The sequence below is a fragment of the Pseudomonas sp. GW456-12-1-14-TSB6 genome (genome assembly GCF_059424205.1).
Window position 1 is genome coordinate 165,033 of the sequence record NZ_JBWKZE010000005.1, and the last position, 14,190, is coordinate 179,222.

A 14,190-nucleotide genomic window follows, 5' to 3' on the forward strand; every position below is an offset into this window, starting at 1 on the left:
GGTTACGGCCTGTTCTGTTCTTCCAGTACAACCTGGTACAAGGCTTCGTTGCTAGGCGCGCTACGCAGTCTGTCGCGCACGTCCTTGCGGTCGAGCATGCTGGCGATCTGGCGTAACAGCTCCAGGTGCGCATCGGTGGCGGCTTCCGGCACCAGCAGGACGAAGAGCAGGTCCACGGGCGCGCCGTCGATAGCGTCGAAATCGATAGGGGCATCAAGGTGCATCAGCGCACTGATCGGCGCTTCGCAGCCCTTGAGGCGGCAGTGGGGAATGGCGATGCCGTTGCCAAAACCGGTGGAGCCCAGTTTTTCACGGGCAATCAATGCCTCGAATACATCTTGCATCTCCAGATCCGGAACTTCCCGGGCGATCAGGTTGGCAATTTGTTCCAGGGCTTTCTTTTTACTGCCGCCCGGCACGTTCACCAGGGAACGGCCGGGGGTCAGGATACTTTCAAGTCGGATCATGGGGGTGGGGGTTATCGACCGGTAGCGCCCTGAAGCAGGCTCTGGGTCTTTTCCTTATGCTTTTTGAGTTGTTTATCAAGCTTGTCGGTCAGCGCGTCGATCGCAGCGTACATATCGGTATGTTCCGCGTTTGCGACGACCTCATTGCCGGGAATATGCAGCGTGGCTTCGATTTTCTGCTTCAGTTTTTCGACGCACATCGTGACTTGCACGTTGGTGATCTTGTCGAAATGCCCTTCGAGCTTCTTGAGCTTGAGCTCGATGTACTCGCGCAGAGGCTGGGTAACTTCCAGTTGGTGTCCACTGATGTTGACTTGCATACAGCTTCTCCTTCGTTGCCAGTGCATAAAGCGGCAGGCCGAAGAGCCTGCCACTGGAACGCTGTAACGTGGCTTACATCAACCGCTTGCGTTCGCTCGAAGGCGCGATCCCGAGGGATTCGCGGTACTTGGCGACCGTGCGGCGAGCCACCTGAATGCCTTGTGCCTCCAGTAAACCAGCGATCTTGCTGTCACTCAACGGCTTTTTCTGATTTTCCGCGGCAACCAGTTTCTTGATGATCGCGCGGATCGCCGTGGACGAGCATTCACCGCCCTCGGAGGTGCTCACATGGCTGGAGAAAAAGTATTTCAGCTCATATATGCCCCGTGGGGTATGCATGAATTTTTGCGTGGTTACGCGGGAAATCGTCGACTCGTGCATGCCAACCGCTTCTGCAATGTCGTGCAGGACCAGCGGCTTCATGGCTTCGTCGCCGTACTCCAGAAAACCGCGCTGATGCTCGACGATCTGGGTGGCCACTTTCATCAGGGTTTCGTTGCGGCTTTGCAGGCTCTTGATGAACCAGCGGGCTTCCTGCAACTGATTGCGCATGAAGGTGTTGTCGGCGCTGGTGTCGGCGCGGCGCACGAAACCGGCGTACTGGGCGTTGACCCGCAGGCGCGGCACCGACTCCTGGTTCAGCTCGACCAGCCAGCGCTCGTTGTCCTTGCGCACGATGACGTCAGGCACCACGTATTCGGCTTCAGTGGATTCGATCTGCGAACCGGGGCGCGGGTTGAGGCTCTGCACCAGTTCGATGACCTGACGCAGCTCGTCTTCCTTGAGCTTCATGCGGCGCATCAACTGGCTGTAGTCGCGGCTGCCGAGCAAGTCGATGTAATCGGTGACCAGGCGCTTGGCTTCGGCCAGCCAAGGGGTCTTGGCCGACAGCTGGCGCAATTGCAGCAGCAGGCATTCGCCCAGGTTGCGTGCGCCGATGCCGGCCGGTTCGAATTGCTGGATGCGGTGCAGGACGGCTTCGATCTCGTCCAGTTCGATGTCGAGTTCCGGATCAAAGGCGTCGAGAATTTCTTCGAGGGTTTCGTCCAGGTAGCCCTGATTGTTGATGCAATCGATCAGGGTGACAGCGATCAGGCGATCGGTGTCGGACATCGGTGCCAGGTTCAACTGCCACAGCAGGTGGCTTTGCAGGCTCTCGCCGGCGGAGGTGCGGGTGGTGAAGTCCCACTCGTCATCGTCGCTGCTCGGCAGGCTGCTGGCGCTGGTCTGGTAGACGTCTTCCCAGGCGGTGTCGACGGGCAGTTCGTTGGGGATTCGCTCGTTCCATTCGCCGTCTTCGAGGTTATCGACTGTCGGCGCGGTCTCCTGATAGGAGGGTTCCTGGATCTCGGTGTTGGGCTTCTGTTCGGCGTTGTCGGCCATGGGATCGGAGTTGTCGAAGTCGTCGCCGTCTTCCTGGCGTTCGAGCATCGGATTGGATTCCAGAGCCTCCTGGATTTCCTGTTGCAGATCCAGGGTCGACAATTGGAGCAGGCGTATGGCCTGTTGCAGCTGCGGTGTCATCGTCAGCTGCTGGCCCATTCTCAAGACTAGCGATGGTTTCATGGCAGGGGCTTAACACCTTATTCGCCGGCGCTATGCGCCATCCACTACAGGGCGCCGGAGCGCCAAACTTAAGCAAATTATATGCCTGAAACTGTCGTGTTTGCCTAGAGCGCTGTAACAATAAAAGCGTATAAAAAAGGCGCTTCAACGTTACAGCACCCGGACGGCTGGTCGGATGCTGTCGCGCTTACAGGCGGAACTCGTGACCCAGATAGACTTCCTTCACCAGATCGTTGGCGAGGATGGTCGCGGAGTCGCCCTCGGCGATCAACTGGCCGTCATTGACGATGTAGGCGGTTTCGCAGATATCCAGCGTCTCACGGACGTTGTGGTCGGTGATCAATACACCGATACCCTTGGCCTTGAGGTGGTGGATGATCTGCTTGATGTCGCCGACCGAGATCGGGTCGACACCGGCGAACGGTTCGTCGAGCAGGATGAACTTTGGTGCCGTGGCCAGTGCGCGGGCGATTTCCACGCGACGGCGCTCACCACCGGACAGGCTCATGCCGAGGTTGTCGCGGATGTGGCTGATATGGAATTCCTGCAGCAGGCTTTCCAACTCCTTGCGACGACCGGCCTTGTCGAGCTCCTGACGGGTCTCAAGGATGGCCATGATGTTGTCGGCTACCGACAGTTTGCGGAAGATCGACGCTTCTTGCGGCAGATAGCCGATACCGGCCTTGGCGCGACCGTGCATCGGCTGATGGCTGACGTCCAGATCGTCGATCAATACGCGACCCTGATCGGCCTGGACCAGGCCGACGATCATGTAGAAGCAGGTGGTCTTGCCGGCGCCGTTCGGGCCGAGCAGGCCGACGATCTGACCGCTGTCGATCGACAGGCTGACGTCGCGCACGACCTGGCGGCTTTTATAGGCCTTGGCCAGGTGCTGAGCTTTCAGAGTTGCCATTACTGGGTTTTCTCGTCGGTTTTCTTCTTCGGCTGGATCACCATGTCGATGCGCGGACGCGCTTCGGTGACCTTGCTGCCAGTGGCTCGACCGGCGCTGGCCAGTTTCTTCACCGTGTCATAGACGATTTTCTCGCCCTGAGTGGTGTTGTTGTCCTTGTCGACGACTTTCGCCTTGTCGATCAGCACAACGCGGTTTTGCGCGGCGTGGTACTGAATGGTCACGCCCCAGCCCTGTACAGGCTTGGTGTCGCCCGCCGTCTGCAACTGCTCGAAGTAGGCAAGGTTGCCCACCGAGGTCACGACGTCGATATCGCCGGTCTGGGTGCGGGTGATGGTCACGGTGTTGCCTTTGACGATCATCGAACCCTGAGTGATGATTACGTCACCTTTATAGGTAGCAACGCCGTTCTTGTCGTCCAGCTGGGCATCGTCGGCCTGAATACGGATTGGCTGCTCTTGATCGTTCGGCAGAGCCCAGGCGCTCACGCTTCCCAGTGCTGCGCCCAGACTGAGCAAAATAGGGAGGGTTTTAACGAGCCTCATACTGTCCTCTTACGTTCGATAGCAGGTGTATCCTGCTTTCCTTCAAATACGCTTTCATTCCTACGCCAGTCGATACACCGCCAGCGCCGTCGATTCTAACGGGTTGCTGGGTCTGCGCATATTGCTGCTGCGGGAACACCGTCATGCGAGTGGAGGTGATCAGGGTGTCGCGGTTCTTTTCGTCGGTGCGCTTGACGCGTACCGAGTCGATCAGCTCGACCTCGGTGCCACCGGAGTTCACTTCACCGCGTTCGCTGGTCACGTGCCACGGGAAGTCGGTGCCACGGAACATGTTCAGATCGGGCTTGGTGACCAGTGTAATGTCGGTTGCCTTGACGTGCTCGGCCTTGTCGGACGTCATTTCGTACTGCACTTTGCCGTCTTCGAGGTACTGGATCGTGTGCGTATTGGTCGCGTACCAGTCGATCGGGCTTTCCTCTGCCGAAACCGGCGGTTTGTCGAGGAAGCGTTCCGGGCTGATGTTCCAGTAGCCGACCGCACCGAAAATCGCCGCGATGCAACCGAACAGCAGGATGTTGCGAAACTTTTTGCTAAACATGGTTGGACTCACAGATACGCATTGTTGGCGGCGTCGAGGCTGCCTTGGGCGCGCAGGATCAGTTCGCAGAATTCGCGGGCGGCACCTTCGCCGCCACGGGCGTGGGTGACGCCGTGAGCGTGTTCGCGCACGAAGGCTGCTGCGTTGGCCACGGCCATGCCCAGCCCCACGCGACGGATCACCGGCAGGTCGGGCAGGTCGTCACCGAGATAGGCGACTTGTTCATAGCTTAGGCCCAGTTGCTCCAGAAGACCGTCGAGAACGACCAGTTTGTCTTCGCGACCCTGAAACAGGTGCGGGATCCCCAGGTTCTTCGCCCGACGCTCGACCACCGGAGTCTTGCGACCGCTGATGATGGCGGTCTGTACGCCGGCGTTCATCAGCATCTTGATGCCCTGGCCATCGAGCGTGTTGAAGGTCTTGAATTCACTTCCGTCTTCAAGGAAGTACAGGCGCCCGTCGGTGAGGACGCCGTCGACGTCGAAAACCGCCAGTTTGATGGCCTTGCCGCGTTGCAGCAGATCGGTGCTCATTTACATCACTCCTGCGCGCAGCAGATCGGAGAGGTTGAAGGCGCCGATCGGGCGATCCTCTTCATCTACGACAACCAGCGCGTTGATTCGGTGGTCTTCCATGATTTTCAGGGCTTCGGCGGCGAGCATCTCGGCGCGGGCGGTCTTGCCGTGCACGGTCATCACCTGGTCGATGGTGGCGCTGTGGATATCGATGCTGCGATCCAGGGTGCGACGAAGGTCGCCGTCAGTGAAGATCCCGGCCAGTTTGCCGTCCGCTTCAAGAATGACGGTCATGCCCAGACCCTTGCGAGTCATTTCCATCAGCGCGTCCTTGAGCAGGGTGCCGCGCTGTACCTGTGGCAGTTCCTGACCGGCGTGCATGACATTTTCCACTTTCAGCAGCAGGCGTCGGCCCAATGCACCGCCCGGGTGGGAAAAGGCGAAGTCTTCGGCGGTGAAACCGCGCGCTTCCAGCAGTGCCACGGCCAGGGCGTCGCCCATGACCAATGCGGCGGTGGTCGAGGAGGTTGGCGCAAGGTTCAATGGGCAGGCTTCGTGCTCGACGTGCACGTTGAGATTGACCTCTGCCGCTTTGGCCAGCGGCGACTGCGGGTTGCCGGTGACGCTGATCAGCTGGATGCCCAGGCGCTTGATCAGTGGCAGCAGGGTGACGATTTCGTTGGTGGAGCCGGAGTTCGACAGGGCCAGGATCACGTCGTCACGGGTGATCATGCCCATATCGCCGTGACTGGCCTCGGCCGGGTGTACGAAAAACGCCGGGGTGCCGGTGCTGGCCAGGGTCGCGGCAATCTTGTTGCCGATGTGCCCGGACTTGCCCATGCCGACCACGACAACACGGCCCTTGCTGGCCAGAATCATCTCGCAAGCGCGTACGAAATCGGCGTCGATATGGGGCAACAAGCCTTGTACGGCTTCCACTTCGAGGCGGATGGTGCGTTGTGCCGATTGAATCAGGTCGCTGGTTTGGCTCATGTCAGAAATTGTATAGCCCGATTAAAAGGCGGCGATTATAGCGGTTATGTTGAAAAGCCTCACGCAAGTTCGTCGCGCTTTGTCATTCCTCGTTACCAAAACTCTGCAAATAAGGCTTCGAGCCCTTCAACTCGCAGAATGCGGACCGGTGCAGGCCTTGGGCGCTTGCCCTTTGCAGTGATATAGTTCGCCGCCAGTTCGGCCTGCCCGGGATGTAGGGGCTTTCCTCAGAAAGCCAGGCGTCCGAGTGAGAGGCTGCATCGCAAGGAGTTTAGATGAGTGCCGATAACGCCTACGCGGTCGAGCTGAAGGGAGTCTCCTTCAAGCGCGGTGCGCGGAGCATTTTCAATAACGTCGATATCCGCATCCCGCGCGGCAAGGTCACCGGCATCATGGGGCCTTCCGGGTGTGGCAAGACCACACTGTTGCGCCTGATGGGCGCCCAGTTGCGGCCATCCAAGGGCGAGGTCTGGGTCAACGGCCAGAACCTGCCGAAGCTGTCGCGCAGCGATCTGTTCGATGCGCGCAAGCACATGGGCGTGCTGTTTCAGAGCGGTGCGCTGTTCACCGATCTCGATGTGTTCGAGAACGTCGCCTTCCCGCTGCGTGTTCATACCGACCTGCCGGACGAGATGATCCGCGACATCGTCCTGCTCAAATTGCAGGCAGTGGGGTTGCGCGGTGCGATCGAGCTGATGCCTGACGAGCTGTCCGGCGGCATGAAGCGCCGGGTCGCCCTGGCCCGGGCCATCGCCCTCGATCCGCAGATCCTCATGTACGACGAACCGTTCGTCGGCCAGGATCCGATCGCCATGGGTGTGCTGGTTCGCCTGATCCGTCTGCTCAACGATGCGCTTGGAATCACCAGCATCGTGGTGTCCCACGACCTCGCCGAAACCGCGAGCATTGCTGACTACATCTATGTGGTCGGTGATGGCCAGGTATTGGGGCAGGGCACGCCGGACGAACTGATGGGCTCGGACGATCCGCGTATCCGCCAGTTCATGACCGGGGAACCCGACGGCCCGGTGCCGTATCACTTTCCAGCGCCGGATTACCGCGCAGATCTTCTGGGGAAGCGCCGCTGATGCGCAGAATTACATTAATGGAGCGTGTGCGTCGTTTCGGCCTCGCCGGAATCGACAGCGTCGCAGTGTTCGGGCGTTCGACCCTGTTCCTGTTTCATGCCCTGCTCGGGCGAGGCGGCATCGGCGGCGGGTTTGGCCTGCTGGTCAAGCAGCTGCATTCCGTCGGCGTGATGTCGCTGGTGATCATCGTGGTGTCCGGGATTTTCATCGGCATGGTACTGGCGCTGCAGGGCTTCAACATTCTGTCGAGTTACGGTTCGGAGCAGGCTGTCGGGCAGATGGTGGCGCTGACCCTGTTGCGTGAGCTGGGGCCGGTGGTGACCGCGCTGTTGTTCGCCGGTCGTGCCGGTTCGGCGCTGACGGCGGAAATCGGCAACATGAAATCCACCGAACAGCTGTCCAGCCTGGAAATGATCGGGGTCGACCCGCTCAAGTACATCATTGCCCCGCGTCTGTGGGCCGGCTTCATTTCCCTGCCGGTGCTGGCGATGATCTTCAGCGTGGTCGGCATCTGGGGCGGTTCGTGGGTCGCCGTTGACTGGCTGGGTGTCTACGAAGGTTCCTACTGGTCGAACATGCAGAACAGCGTGAGCTTCGGTGACGATGTGCTCAACGGCATCATCAAAAGTGCAGTATTCGCTTTTGTCGTCACCTGGATCGCCGTATTTCAAGGCTATGACTGCGAACCCACTTCCGAGGGGATCAGCCGTGCCACCACCAAGACCGTGGTTTACGCCTCGCTGGCAGTACTCGGCCTGGACTTTATTCTGACCGCTTTGATGTTTGGAGATTTCTGATGCAAAACCGCACCCTGGAAATCGGTGTCGGCCTGTTCCTGCTGGCAGGGATCCTGGCTTTGTTGCTGCTGGCCCTGCGGGTCAGTGGCCTGTCTCCGACTTCGACCACCGATACCTACAAGCTTTACGCGTATTTCGACAATATCGCCGGTTTGACGGTCAGAGCCAAAGTGACCATGGCGGGCGTGACCATCGGCAAGGTCACCGCGATCGATCTGGACCGCGACAGCTTCACCGGTCGGGTAACCCTGCAAGTGGACAAAAGCGTCGACAATCTGCCGACCGACTCCACAGCATCTATCCTGACAGCGGGTCTGCTGGGCGAGAAGTACATCGGTATCAGCGTGGGCGGCGAAGACACCCGCCTCAAGGATGGTGGAACCATCCACGACACGCAGTCGTCTCTGGTACTGGAAGACCTGATCGGTAAATTCCTGCTCAATACCGTTAGCAAAGACGCCAAATGAGGAGCTTTTGAATGATCTCTACCTTGCGACGTGGCCTGTTGGTGTTGCTTGCGGCACTGCCGCTGGTGGCTAACGCCGTGGCGGCACAATCGGCGCACGATCTGGTTCAGGACACCACGAACCGGATGCTCGCCGACCTGGCGGCCAATAAAGAGAAGTACAAGCAGGATCCGCAGGATTTCTATACGGCGCTGAACACCATCGTCGGCCCTGTGGTCGATGCCGAGGGCATTTCCAAGAGCATCATGACGGTCAAGTATTCGCGCAAGGCAACCCCGGCGCAGATGAAGACCTTCGAGGAAAACTTCAAGCGCGGCCTGTTCCAGTTCTACGGCAACGCCTTGCTCGAGTACAACAACCAGGGCATCACCGTGGATGCGCCCAAGGATGAGTCGGGCGACCGCACCAGCGTCGGCATGACCGTCCAGGGCAACAACGGCGCGATCTATCCCGTGTCGTACACCCTCGAGAAGATCAACGGCGAGTGGAAACTGCGCAATGTGATCATCAACGGCATCAACATCGGCAAGCTGTTCCGTGACCAGTTCGCCGACGCGATGCAACGCAATGGCAACGATCTGGACAAGACCATCAACGGCTGGGCCGGGGAAGTCGCCAAGGCCAAGCAGTCGGCCGAGCAGAACGAGAAGCCTGCCCAATGACCGAGTCGGCCATTCGTCTGGACGAAGCCAGCGAGCTGCAGCTCAGCGGTGTGCTGGATTACCGCACCGGCCCTGACCTGCGCGAGCAGGGCCGGGCGCTGATCAAGTCGTGCACCGCGCCAGCATTGGTGATCGATTGCTCGGCGGTGGAGAAGTCCAGCAGCGTCGGTCTGTCGCTGCTGCTGTGCTTCATTCGCGATGCAAAGGCCGCCGGCAAGGCGGTCAGCATCCGCGGGATGCCTGAAGATATGCGCGAAATTGCTCAGGTCAGCGAACTGACCGAGCTGTTGGCGCAACCCTGAACCCGCATCAATAGAGAAGCCCCCCGTCAGAGTCCTGCGCAGCGGGGTTCGCAGGCGCGGGGCTTTTTTGTATGATGTCCGACCCGTGCGCACAGGGCGCCGATTGAGGTTGAGCATGCAGGCCGTAGAAGTGAAGAGCTTCCTTGAAGGAAAGCTGCCAGGAACGCTGGTGGAAGTTGAAGGCGAAGGCTGCAACTTTCAGCTGAACGTGATTAGTGATGAACTGGCGGCGTTGAGCCCGGTCAAGCGTCAGCAAAGCATCTATGCCCATTTGAACCCTTGGATCGCCGATGGCAGCATCCACGCGGTCACTATGAAATTTTTCAGCAGCGCGGCCTGGGCCGAGCGCACCTGAGCCCTAGGGCGTCGAGATTCTTATGGATAAATTGATTATTACCGGTGGCGCTCGTCTTGATGGCGAGATCCGCATCTCCGGGGCGAAGAACTCCGCCCTGCCGATCCTGGCCGCCACCCTGCTGTGCGATGGCCCGGTTACCGTTGGCAACCTGCCGCACCTGCACGACATCACCACCATGATCGAGCTGTTCGGTCGCATGGGCATCGAGCCTGTGATCGACGAGAAGCTCAGCGTCGAAATCGACCCGCGCACCATCAAGACCCTGATCGCTCCGTACGAACTGGTGAAAACCATGCGTGCGTCGATCCTGGTGCTGGGCCCGATGGTTGCGCGCTTCGGTGAAGCCGAAGTTGCACTGCCTGGCGGTTGCGCCATCGGTTCGCGTCCGGTCGACCTGCATATCCGTGGCCTGGAAGCCATGGGCGCGGTCATCGACGTCGAAGGCGGCTACATCAAGGCCAAGGCGCCTGAGGGCGGCCTGCGCGGCGCGCATTTCTTCTTCGATACCGTCAGCGTGACCGGTACCGAGAACATCATGATGGCTGCCGCTCTGGCCAAGGGCCGCAGCGTGTTGCAGAACGCCGCTCGCGAACCTGAAGTGGTCGACCTGGCGAACTTCCTTAACGCCATGGGCGCCAAGGTATCCGGTGCCGGCACCGACACCATCACCATCGACGGTGTCGAGCGTCTGGGCTCGGCCTTCTACAAGGTCATGCCTGACCGTATCGAAACCGGCACTTACCTGGTGGCCGCTGCGGTTACCGGTGGCCGTGTGAAGGTCAAGGACACCGATCCGACCATCCTCGAAGCCGTTCTGGAAAAACTCCGTGAAGCCGGCGCAGAAATCACCTGTGGTGAAGACTGGATCGAGCTGAACATGCACGGCAAGCGGCCGAAAGCGGTCAACGTGCGCACTGCGCCGTACCCGGCGTTCCCGACCGACATGCAGGCGCAGTTCATTTCGCTCAACGCCATTGCCGAAGGCACCGGTGCCGTGATCGAGACGATCTTCGAAAACCGCTTCATGCACGTGTACGAACTGCACCGCATGGGCGCCAAGATCCAGGTCGAAGGCAACACGGCCATCGTCACCGGCACCGAAATCCTCAAGGGCGCGCCGGTCATGGCTACCGACCTGCGGGCTTCGGCAAGCCTCGTGATCTCGGCCCTGATGGCTGAAGGCGATACCCTGATCGACCGCATCTACCACATCGACCGTGGTTACGAGTGCATCGAGGAAAAACTGCAGATGCTGGGCGCCAGGATCCGTCGCGTTCCGGGCTAGTCGCTGCATCTGGACACAGGGAAGTGTCCGTTGAATTCGTTTTGATCGGGGGTGGCAACGCCCTCGATGTATGTCCGGCGCCGATTGCGACCGGGCATGAGTACCTTGATAAGGACTGACGTTTCCCATGTTGACCATCGCACTGTCCAAGGGCCGCATCCTTGACGACACCCTGCCACTTCTCGCCGAAGCGGGCATCGTGCCGACCGAGAATCCGGACAAGAGCCGCAAGCTGATCATCCCCACGACCCAGGAAGACGTTCGCCTGTTGATCGTGCGGGCCACCGACGTGCCGACCTATGTCGAGCATGGCGCGGCCGACCTCGGCGTTGCCGGTAAAGACGTGCTGATGGAATACACCGGCCAGGGCCTGTACGAGCCGCTGGATCTGCAGATTGCCCAGTGCAAGCTGATGACCGCCGGCAAGGTCGGCGCGGTCGAGCCCAAGGGCCGCCTGCGCGTCGCCACCAAATTCGTCAATGTCGCCAAGCGTTACTACGCCGAGCAGGGCCGTCAGGTCGACATCATCAAGCTGTATGGCTCGATGGAGCTGGCGCCACTGATCGGTCTGGCCGACAAGATCATCGACGTGGTCGACACCGGCAACACCCTGCGTGCCAACGGCCTGGAACCCCAGGAATTGATCGCCACGATCAGCTCGCGTCTGGTGGTCAATAAAGCTTCGATGAAAATGCAACACGCCCGAATCCAGGCGTTGATCGACACCCTGCGCAAGGCAGTGGAGTCTCGACACCGCGGCTGATGTACCTGCGCGACGTTAAGTCGCGCCCGTCTATCCGCCTCATAGCCAGAATCTCAGGTGCCCAAGCGGAAACGACTGCTAAGTTAGGGCGCCTGAGTTTTTGCCATTCCTATGAGGCTCTCGCTATGACCGCACCGACTGCAATTCGCCGACTCAACGCTGCTGACCCGGATTTCGCGCATCATCTGGATCATCTGCTGAGCTGGGAAAGTGTGTCTGACGACTCGGTCAATCAGCGAGTGCTGGACATCATCAAGGCTGTGCGCGAGCGCGGTGACGCGGCACTGGTCGAGTTCACCCAGAAATTCGACGGCCTCGAAGTCGCCTCGATGGCGGATCTGATCCTGCCGCGCGAGCGTCTGGAGCTGGCCCTGACCCGCATCACTGTCCCGCAACGCGAAGCGCTGGAAAAAGCCGCCGCCCGCGTGCGCAGCTATCACGAAAAACAGAAGCAGGACTCCTGGAGCTACACCGAAGCCGATGGCACGGTGCTGGGCCAGAAAGTCACGCCACTGGATCGTGCTGGGCTGTACGTGCCGGGTGGCAAGGCGTCGTACCCGTCGTCGGTGTTGATGAACGCGATTCCGGCCAAGGTCGCCGGCGTGACCGAAGTGGTCATGGTGGTGCCGACCCCGCGCGGTGAAGTCAACGAACTGGTGCTGGCGGCGGCGTGCATCGCTGGCGTCGACCGCGTGTTCACCATCGGTGGTGCGCAAGCCGTTGCCGCATTGGCCTATGGCACCGAAAGCGTGCCGCAGGTGGACAAGGTCGTCGGCCCGGGCAACATCTATGTCGCCACGGCCAAGCGTCACGTATTCGGTCAGGTCGGCATCGACATGATCGCCGGCCCGTCGGAGATCCTCGTGGTGTGCGACGGCCACACCGATCCGGACTGGATCGCCATGGACCTGTTCTCCCAGGCCGAGCACGACGAAGATGCCCAGGCGATCCTGGTCAGCCCGGACGCCGAGTTCCTCGACGAGGTCGCCGCCAGCATCGACAAACTGCTGCCGACTATGGATCGCGCGACCATCATCGAAACTTCGATCAATGGTCGTGGTGCGCTGATTCACGTGCGCGACATGGCCCAGGCCATCGAAGTCGCCAACCGCATCGCGCCGGAGCACCTTGAGCTGTCGGTCGCCGACCCGCAGGCCTGGCTGCCGCAGATCCGCCACGCCGGCGCGATCTTCATGGGCCGCCACACCTCCGAGGCGCTGGGCGACTACTGCGCGGGTCCGAACCACGTGCTGCCGACCTCCGGCACCGCGCGTTTCTCCTCGCCGCTGGGCGTGTATGACTTCCAGAAACGCTCGTCGATCATCTTCTGCTCCGAAGACGGTGCTTCGGAACTTGGCAAGACCGCCTCGATCCTGGCCCGTGGCGAATCGCTGAGCGCCCACGCGCGCAGCGCCGAATACCGCATCAAAGACGAAGTGAAGGGGAACTGAACATGAGTAAATTCTGGAGCCCGTTCGTCAAGGATCTGGTGCCTTACGTGCCGGGCGAGCAGCCGAAGCTGACCCGTCTGGTCAAGCTCAACACCAACGAAAACCCGTACGGCCCGTCGCCCAAAGCCCTGGCGGCGATGCAGACCGAACTCAACGACAACCTGCGCCTGTACCCGGACCCGAACAGCGATCTGCTGAAAAACGCCGTCGCCAAGTACTACGGCGTACAAAGCAATCAGGTGTTCCTCGGCAACGGTTCGGATGAAGTGCTGGCGCACATCTTCCACGGTCTGCTGCAACACGATCAGCCGATCCTGTTCCCGGACATCAGCTACAGCTTCTATCCGGTGTACTGCGGCCTTTACGGCGTCAAGTTCGATTCGGTGCCGCTGGACGCGCAGTTCCAGATCAACCCGGCGGACTACGCCAAGCCGAACGGCGGGATCATCTTCCCTAATCCGAACGCACCAACCGGTTGCCTGCTGGCGCTGGAAGCGGTCGAGCAGATTCTCAAGGCCAGCCAGGATTCGGTGGTGGTGGTCGACGAGGCCTATATCGACTTCGGCGGAGAAACTGCGATCAGCCTGGTGGACCGTTATCCGAACCTGCTGGTGACCCAGACCCTGTCCAAGTCCCGTTCGCTGGCGGGCCTGCGGGTCGGTCTGGCGGTCGGCCATCCGGACCTGATCGAGGCGCTGGAGCGGATCAAGAACAGCTTCAACTCCTACCCGATCGATCGTATGGCCAACGTCGGCGCGGCGGCAGCGTTCGAAGATCGCGAATACTTCGACAAGACCTGCGCACTGGTCATCGATAGTCGCGAATGGGTGGTTGCGCAGTTGCAGGCCAAGGGCTTCGAAGTGCTGCCGTCGGCCGCGAACTTCATCTTCGCCCGGCATCCGCAACACGATGCGGCAGGGCTGGCAGCCAAACTGCGTGAACAGGGCGTAATCGTGCGCCACTTCAAGCAGGAGCGAATTGCCCAGTTCCTGCGGATCTCGATCGGCACGCCGGAGCAGAATCAGGCGTTGATCGACAGCCTGGGTGATCTTGTAAATCTATAAAGCAAGTCTTGCCCGCGAATAACGATGGCCCGATGTAACAGCTATACTGCGCCATTGTTCTTCGCGGGCGAGGC

Annotated in this window: 18 protein-coding genes; 10 read left to right on the forward strand and 8 right to left on the reverse strand. The window is 60.2% G+C overall.

All coding sequences use genetic code 11. The features are described from left to right. Positions 1–2: 2 nt before the first annotated feature. From ptsN to AC07Y2_RS06565, 8 genes are all read right to left on the reverse strand, one after another. The gene (gene ptsN, locus AC07Y2_RS06530; RefSeq protein WP_007953580.1) at positions 3–467 is read right to left on the reverse strand and encodes a PTS IIA-like nitrogen regulatory protein PtsN; all 465 of its coding nucleotides are present in this window, start codon (positions 465–467) and stop codon (positions 3–5) included. Positions 468–478: 11 nt separating this feature from the next. Beyond that, entirely contained in the window at positions 479–787 is a 309-nt protein-coding gene (hpf, locus tag AC07Y2_RS06535) for a ribosome hibernation-promoting factor, HPF/YfiA family (RefSeq protein ID WP_011332471.1), read from the reverse strand. Between the two features lie 73 nt (positions 788–860). Beyond that, positions 861–2,354 carry an RNA polymerase factor sigma-54 gene (locus AC07Y2_RS06540; protein ID WP_011332472.1) on the reverse strand — a complete coding sequence of 498 codons (1,494 nt, stop codon included), beginning with the start codon at positions 2,352–2,354 and terminating at the stop codon, positions 861–863. A 187-nt stretch (positions 2,355–2,541) separates the two neighbouring features. Next, on the reverse strand, positions 2,542–3,267 hold the full coding sequence (gene lptB / locus AC07Y2_RS06545) for an LPS export ABC transporter ATP-binding protein (protein WP_007953572.1): 726 nt from the start codon (positions 3,265–3,267) through the stop codon (positions 2,542–2,544). Further along, entirely contained in the window at positions 3,267–3,812 is a 546-nt protein-coding gene (gene lptA, locus AC07Y2_RS06550) for a lipopolysaccharide transport periplasmic protein LptA (protein WP_039769292.1), read from the reverse strand. Before lptA ends, lptB begins: the two co-directional genes overlap by 1 nt. After that, the gene (lptC, locus tag AC07Y2_RS06555) at positions 3,799–4,371 is read right to left on the reverse strand and encodes an LPS export ABC transporter periplasmic protein LptC (protein WP_007953568.1); all 573 of its coding nucleotides are present in this window, start codon (positions 4,369–4,371) and stop codon (positions 3,799–3,801) included. The genes lptA and lptC overlap by 14 nt, the downstream gene beginning before the upstream one ends. Before the next feature lie 8 nt (positions 4,372–4,379). Beyond that, a complete protein-coding gene (locus AC07Y2_RS06560) occupies positions 4,380–4,904 on the reverse strand; it encodes a KdsC family phosphatase (protein WP_074691813.1) in 525 nt (174 codons plus the stop codon). Next, entirely contained in the window at positions 4,905–5,879 is a 975-nt protein-coding gene (locus AC07Y2_RS06565; protein WP_011332477.1) for a KpsF/GutQ family sugar-phosphate isomerase, read from the reverse strand. 275 nt (positions 5,880–6,154) lie between these two features. Here AC07Y2_RS06565 and AC07Y2_RS06570 point away from each other — a divergent pair, with 275 nt between their 5' ends. The 10 genes from AC07Y2_RS06570 to hisC all read left to right on the forward strand — a co-directional run bounded on the left by AC07Y2_RS06570 (position 6,155) and on the right by hisC (position 14,116). Continuing rightward, positions 6,155–6,967 carry an ATP-binding cassette domain-containing protein gene (locus AC07Y2_RS06570; RefSeq protein ID WP_039769298.1) on the forward strand — a complete coding sequence of 271 codons (813 nt, stop codon included), beginning with the start codon at positions 6,155–6,157 and terminating at the stop codon, positions 6,965–6,967. Beyond that, a complete protein-coding gene (gene mlaE, locus AC07Y2_RS06575) occupies positions 6,967–7,764 on the forward strand; it encodes a lipid asymmetry maintenance ABC transporter permease subunit MlaE (RefSeq protein WP_007953561.1) in 798 nt (265 codons plus the stop codon). Before AC07Y2_RS06570 ends, mlaE begins: the two co-directional genes overlap by 1 nt. Continuing rightward, a complete protein-coding gene (mlaD, locus tag AC07Y2_RS06580) occupies positions 7,764–8,231 on the forward strand; it encodes an outer membrane lipid asymmetry maintenance protein MlaD (RefSeq protein WP_007953559.1) in 468 nt (155 codons plus the stop codon). The genes mlaE and mlaD overlap by 1 nt, the downstream gene beginning before the upstream one ends. An 11-nt stretch (positions 8,232–8,242) precedes the next feature. Continuing rightward, positions 8,243–8,893: an MlaC/ttg2D family ABC transporter substrate-binding protein gene (locus AC07Y2_RS06585; RefSeq protein WP_074691810.1), complete on the forward strand. Its 651-nt coding sequence runs from the start codon at positions 8,243–8,245 to the stop codon at positions 8,891–8,893. Next, a complete protein-coding gene (locus AC07Y2_RS06590) occupies positions 8,890–9,195 on the forward strand; it encodes an STAS domain-containing protein (protein ID WP_039769302.1) in 306 nt (101 codons plus the stop codon). Before AC07Y2_RS06585 ends, AC07Y2_RS06590 begins: the two co-directional genes overlap by 4 nt. A 115-nt stretch (positions 9,196–9,310) precedes the next feature. Continuing rightward, positions 9,311–9,550, forward strand: coding sequence for a BolA family protein (locus AC07Y2_RS06595; protein ID WP_039769303.1), 240 nt, complete (start codon positions 9,311–9,313; stop codon positions 9,548–9,550). 22 nt (positions 9,551–9,572) lie between these two features. Further along, positions 9,573–10,838 (forward strand): UDP-N-acetylglucosamine 1-carboxyvinyltransferase, encoded by a 1,266-nt coding sequence (gene murA, locus AC07Y2_RS06600; protein WP_074691804.1) that lies wholly within the window; start codon positions 9,573–9,575, stop codon positions 10,836–10,838. A gap of 127 nt (positions 10,839–10,965) precedes the next feature. Beyond that, positions 10,966–11,601 carry an ATP phosphoribosyltransferase gene (gene hisG / locus AC07Y2_RS06605; RefSeq protein ID WP_007953554.1) on the forward strand — a complete coding sequence of 212 codons (636 nt, stop codon included), beginning with the start codon at positions 10,966–10,968 and terminating at the stop codon, positions 11,599–11,601. 125 nt (positions 11,602–11,726) lie between these two features. Then, a complete protein-coding gene (gene hisD / locus AC07Y2_RS06610) occupies positions 11,727–13,052 on the forward strand; it encodes a histidinol dehydrogenase (protein ID WP_103385661.1) in 1,326 nt (441 codons plus the stop codon). A gap of 2 nt (positions 13,053–13,054) precedes the next feature. Beyond that, positions 13,055–14,116 carry a histidinol-phosphate transaminase gene (gene hisC, locus AC07Y2_RS06615; RefSeq protein ID WP_103385662.1) on the forward strand — a complete coding sequence of 354 codons (1,062 nt, stop codon included), beginning with the start codon at positions 13,055–13,057 and terminating at the stop codon, positions 14,114–14,116. Positions 14,117–14,190 lie beyond the last annotated feature (74 nt).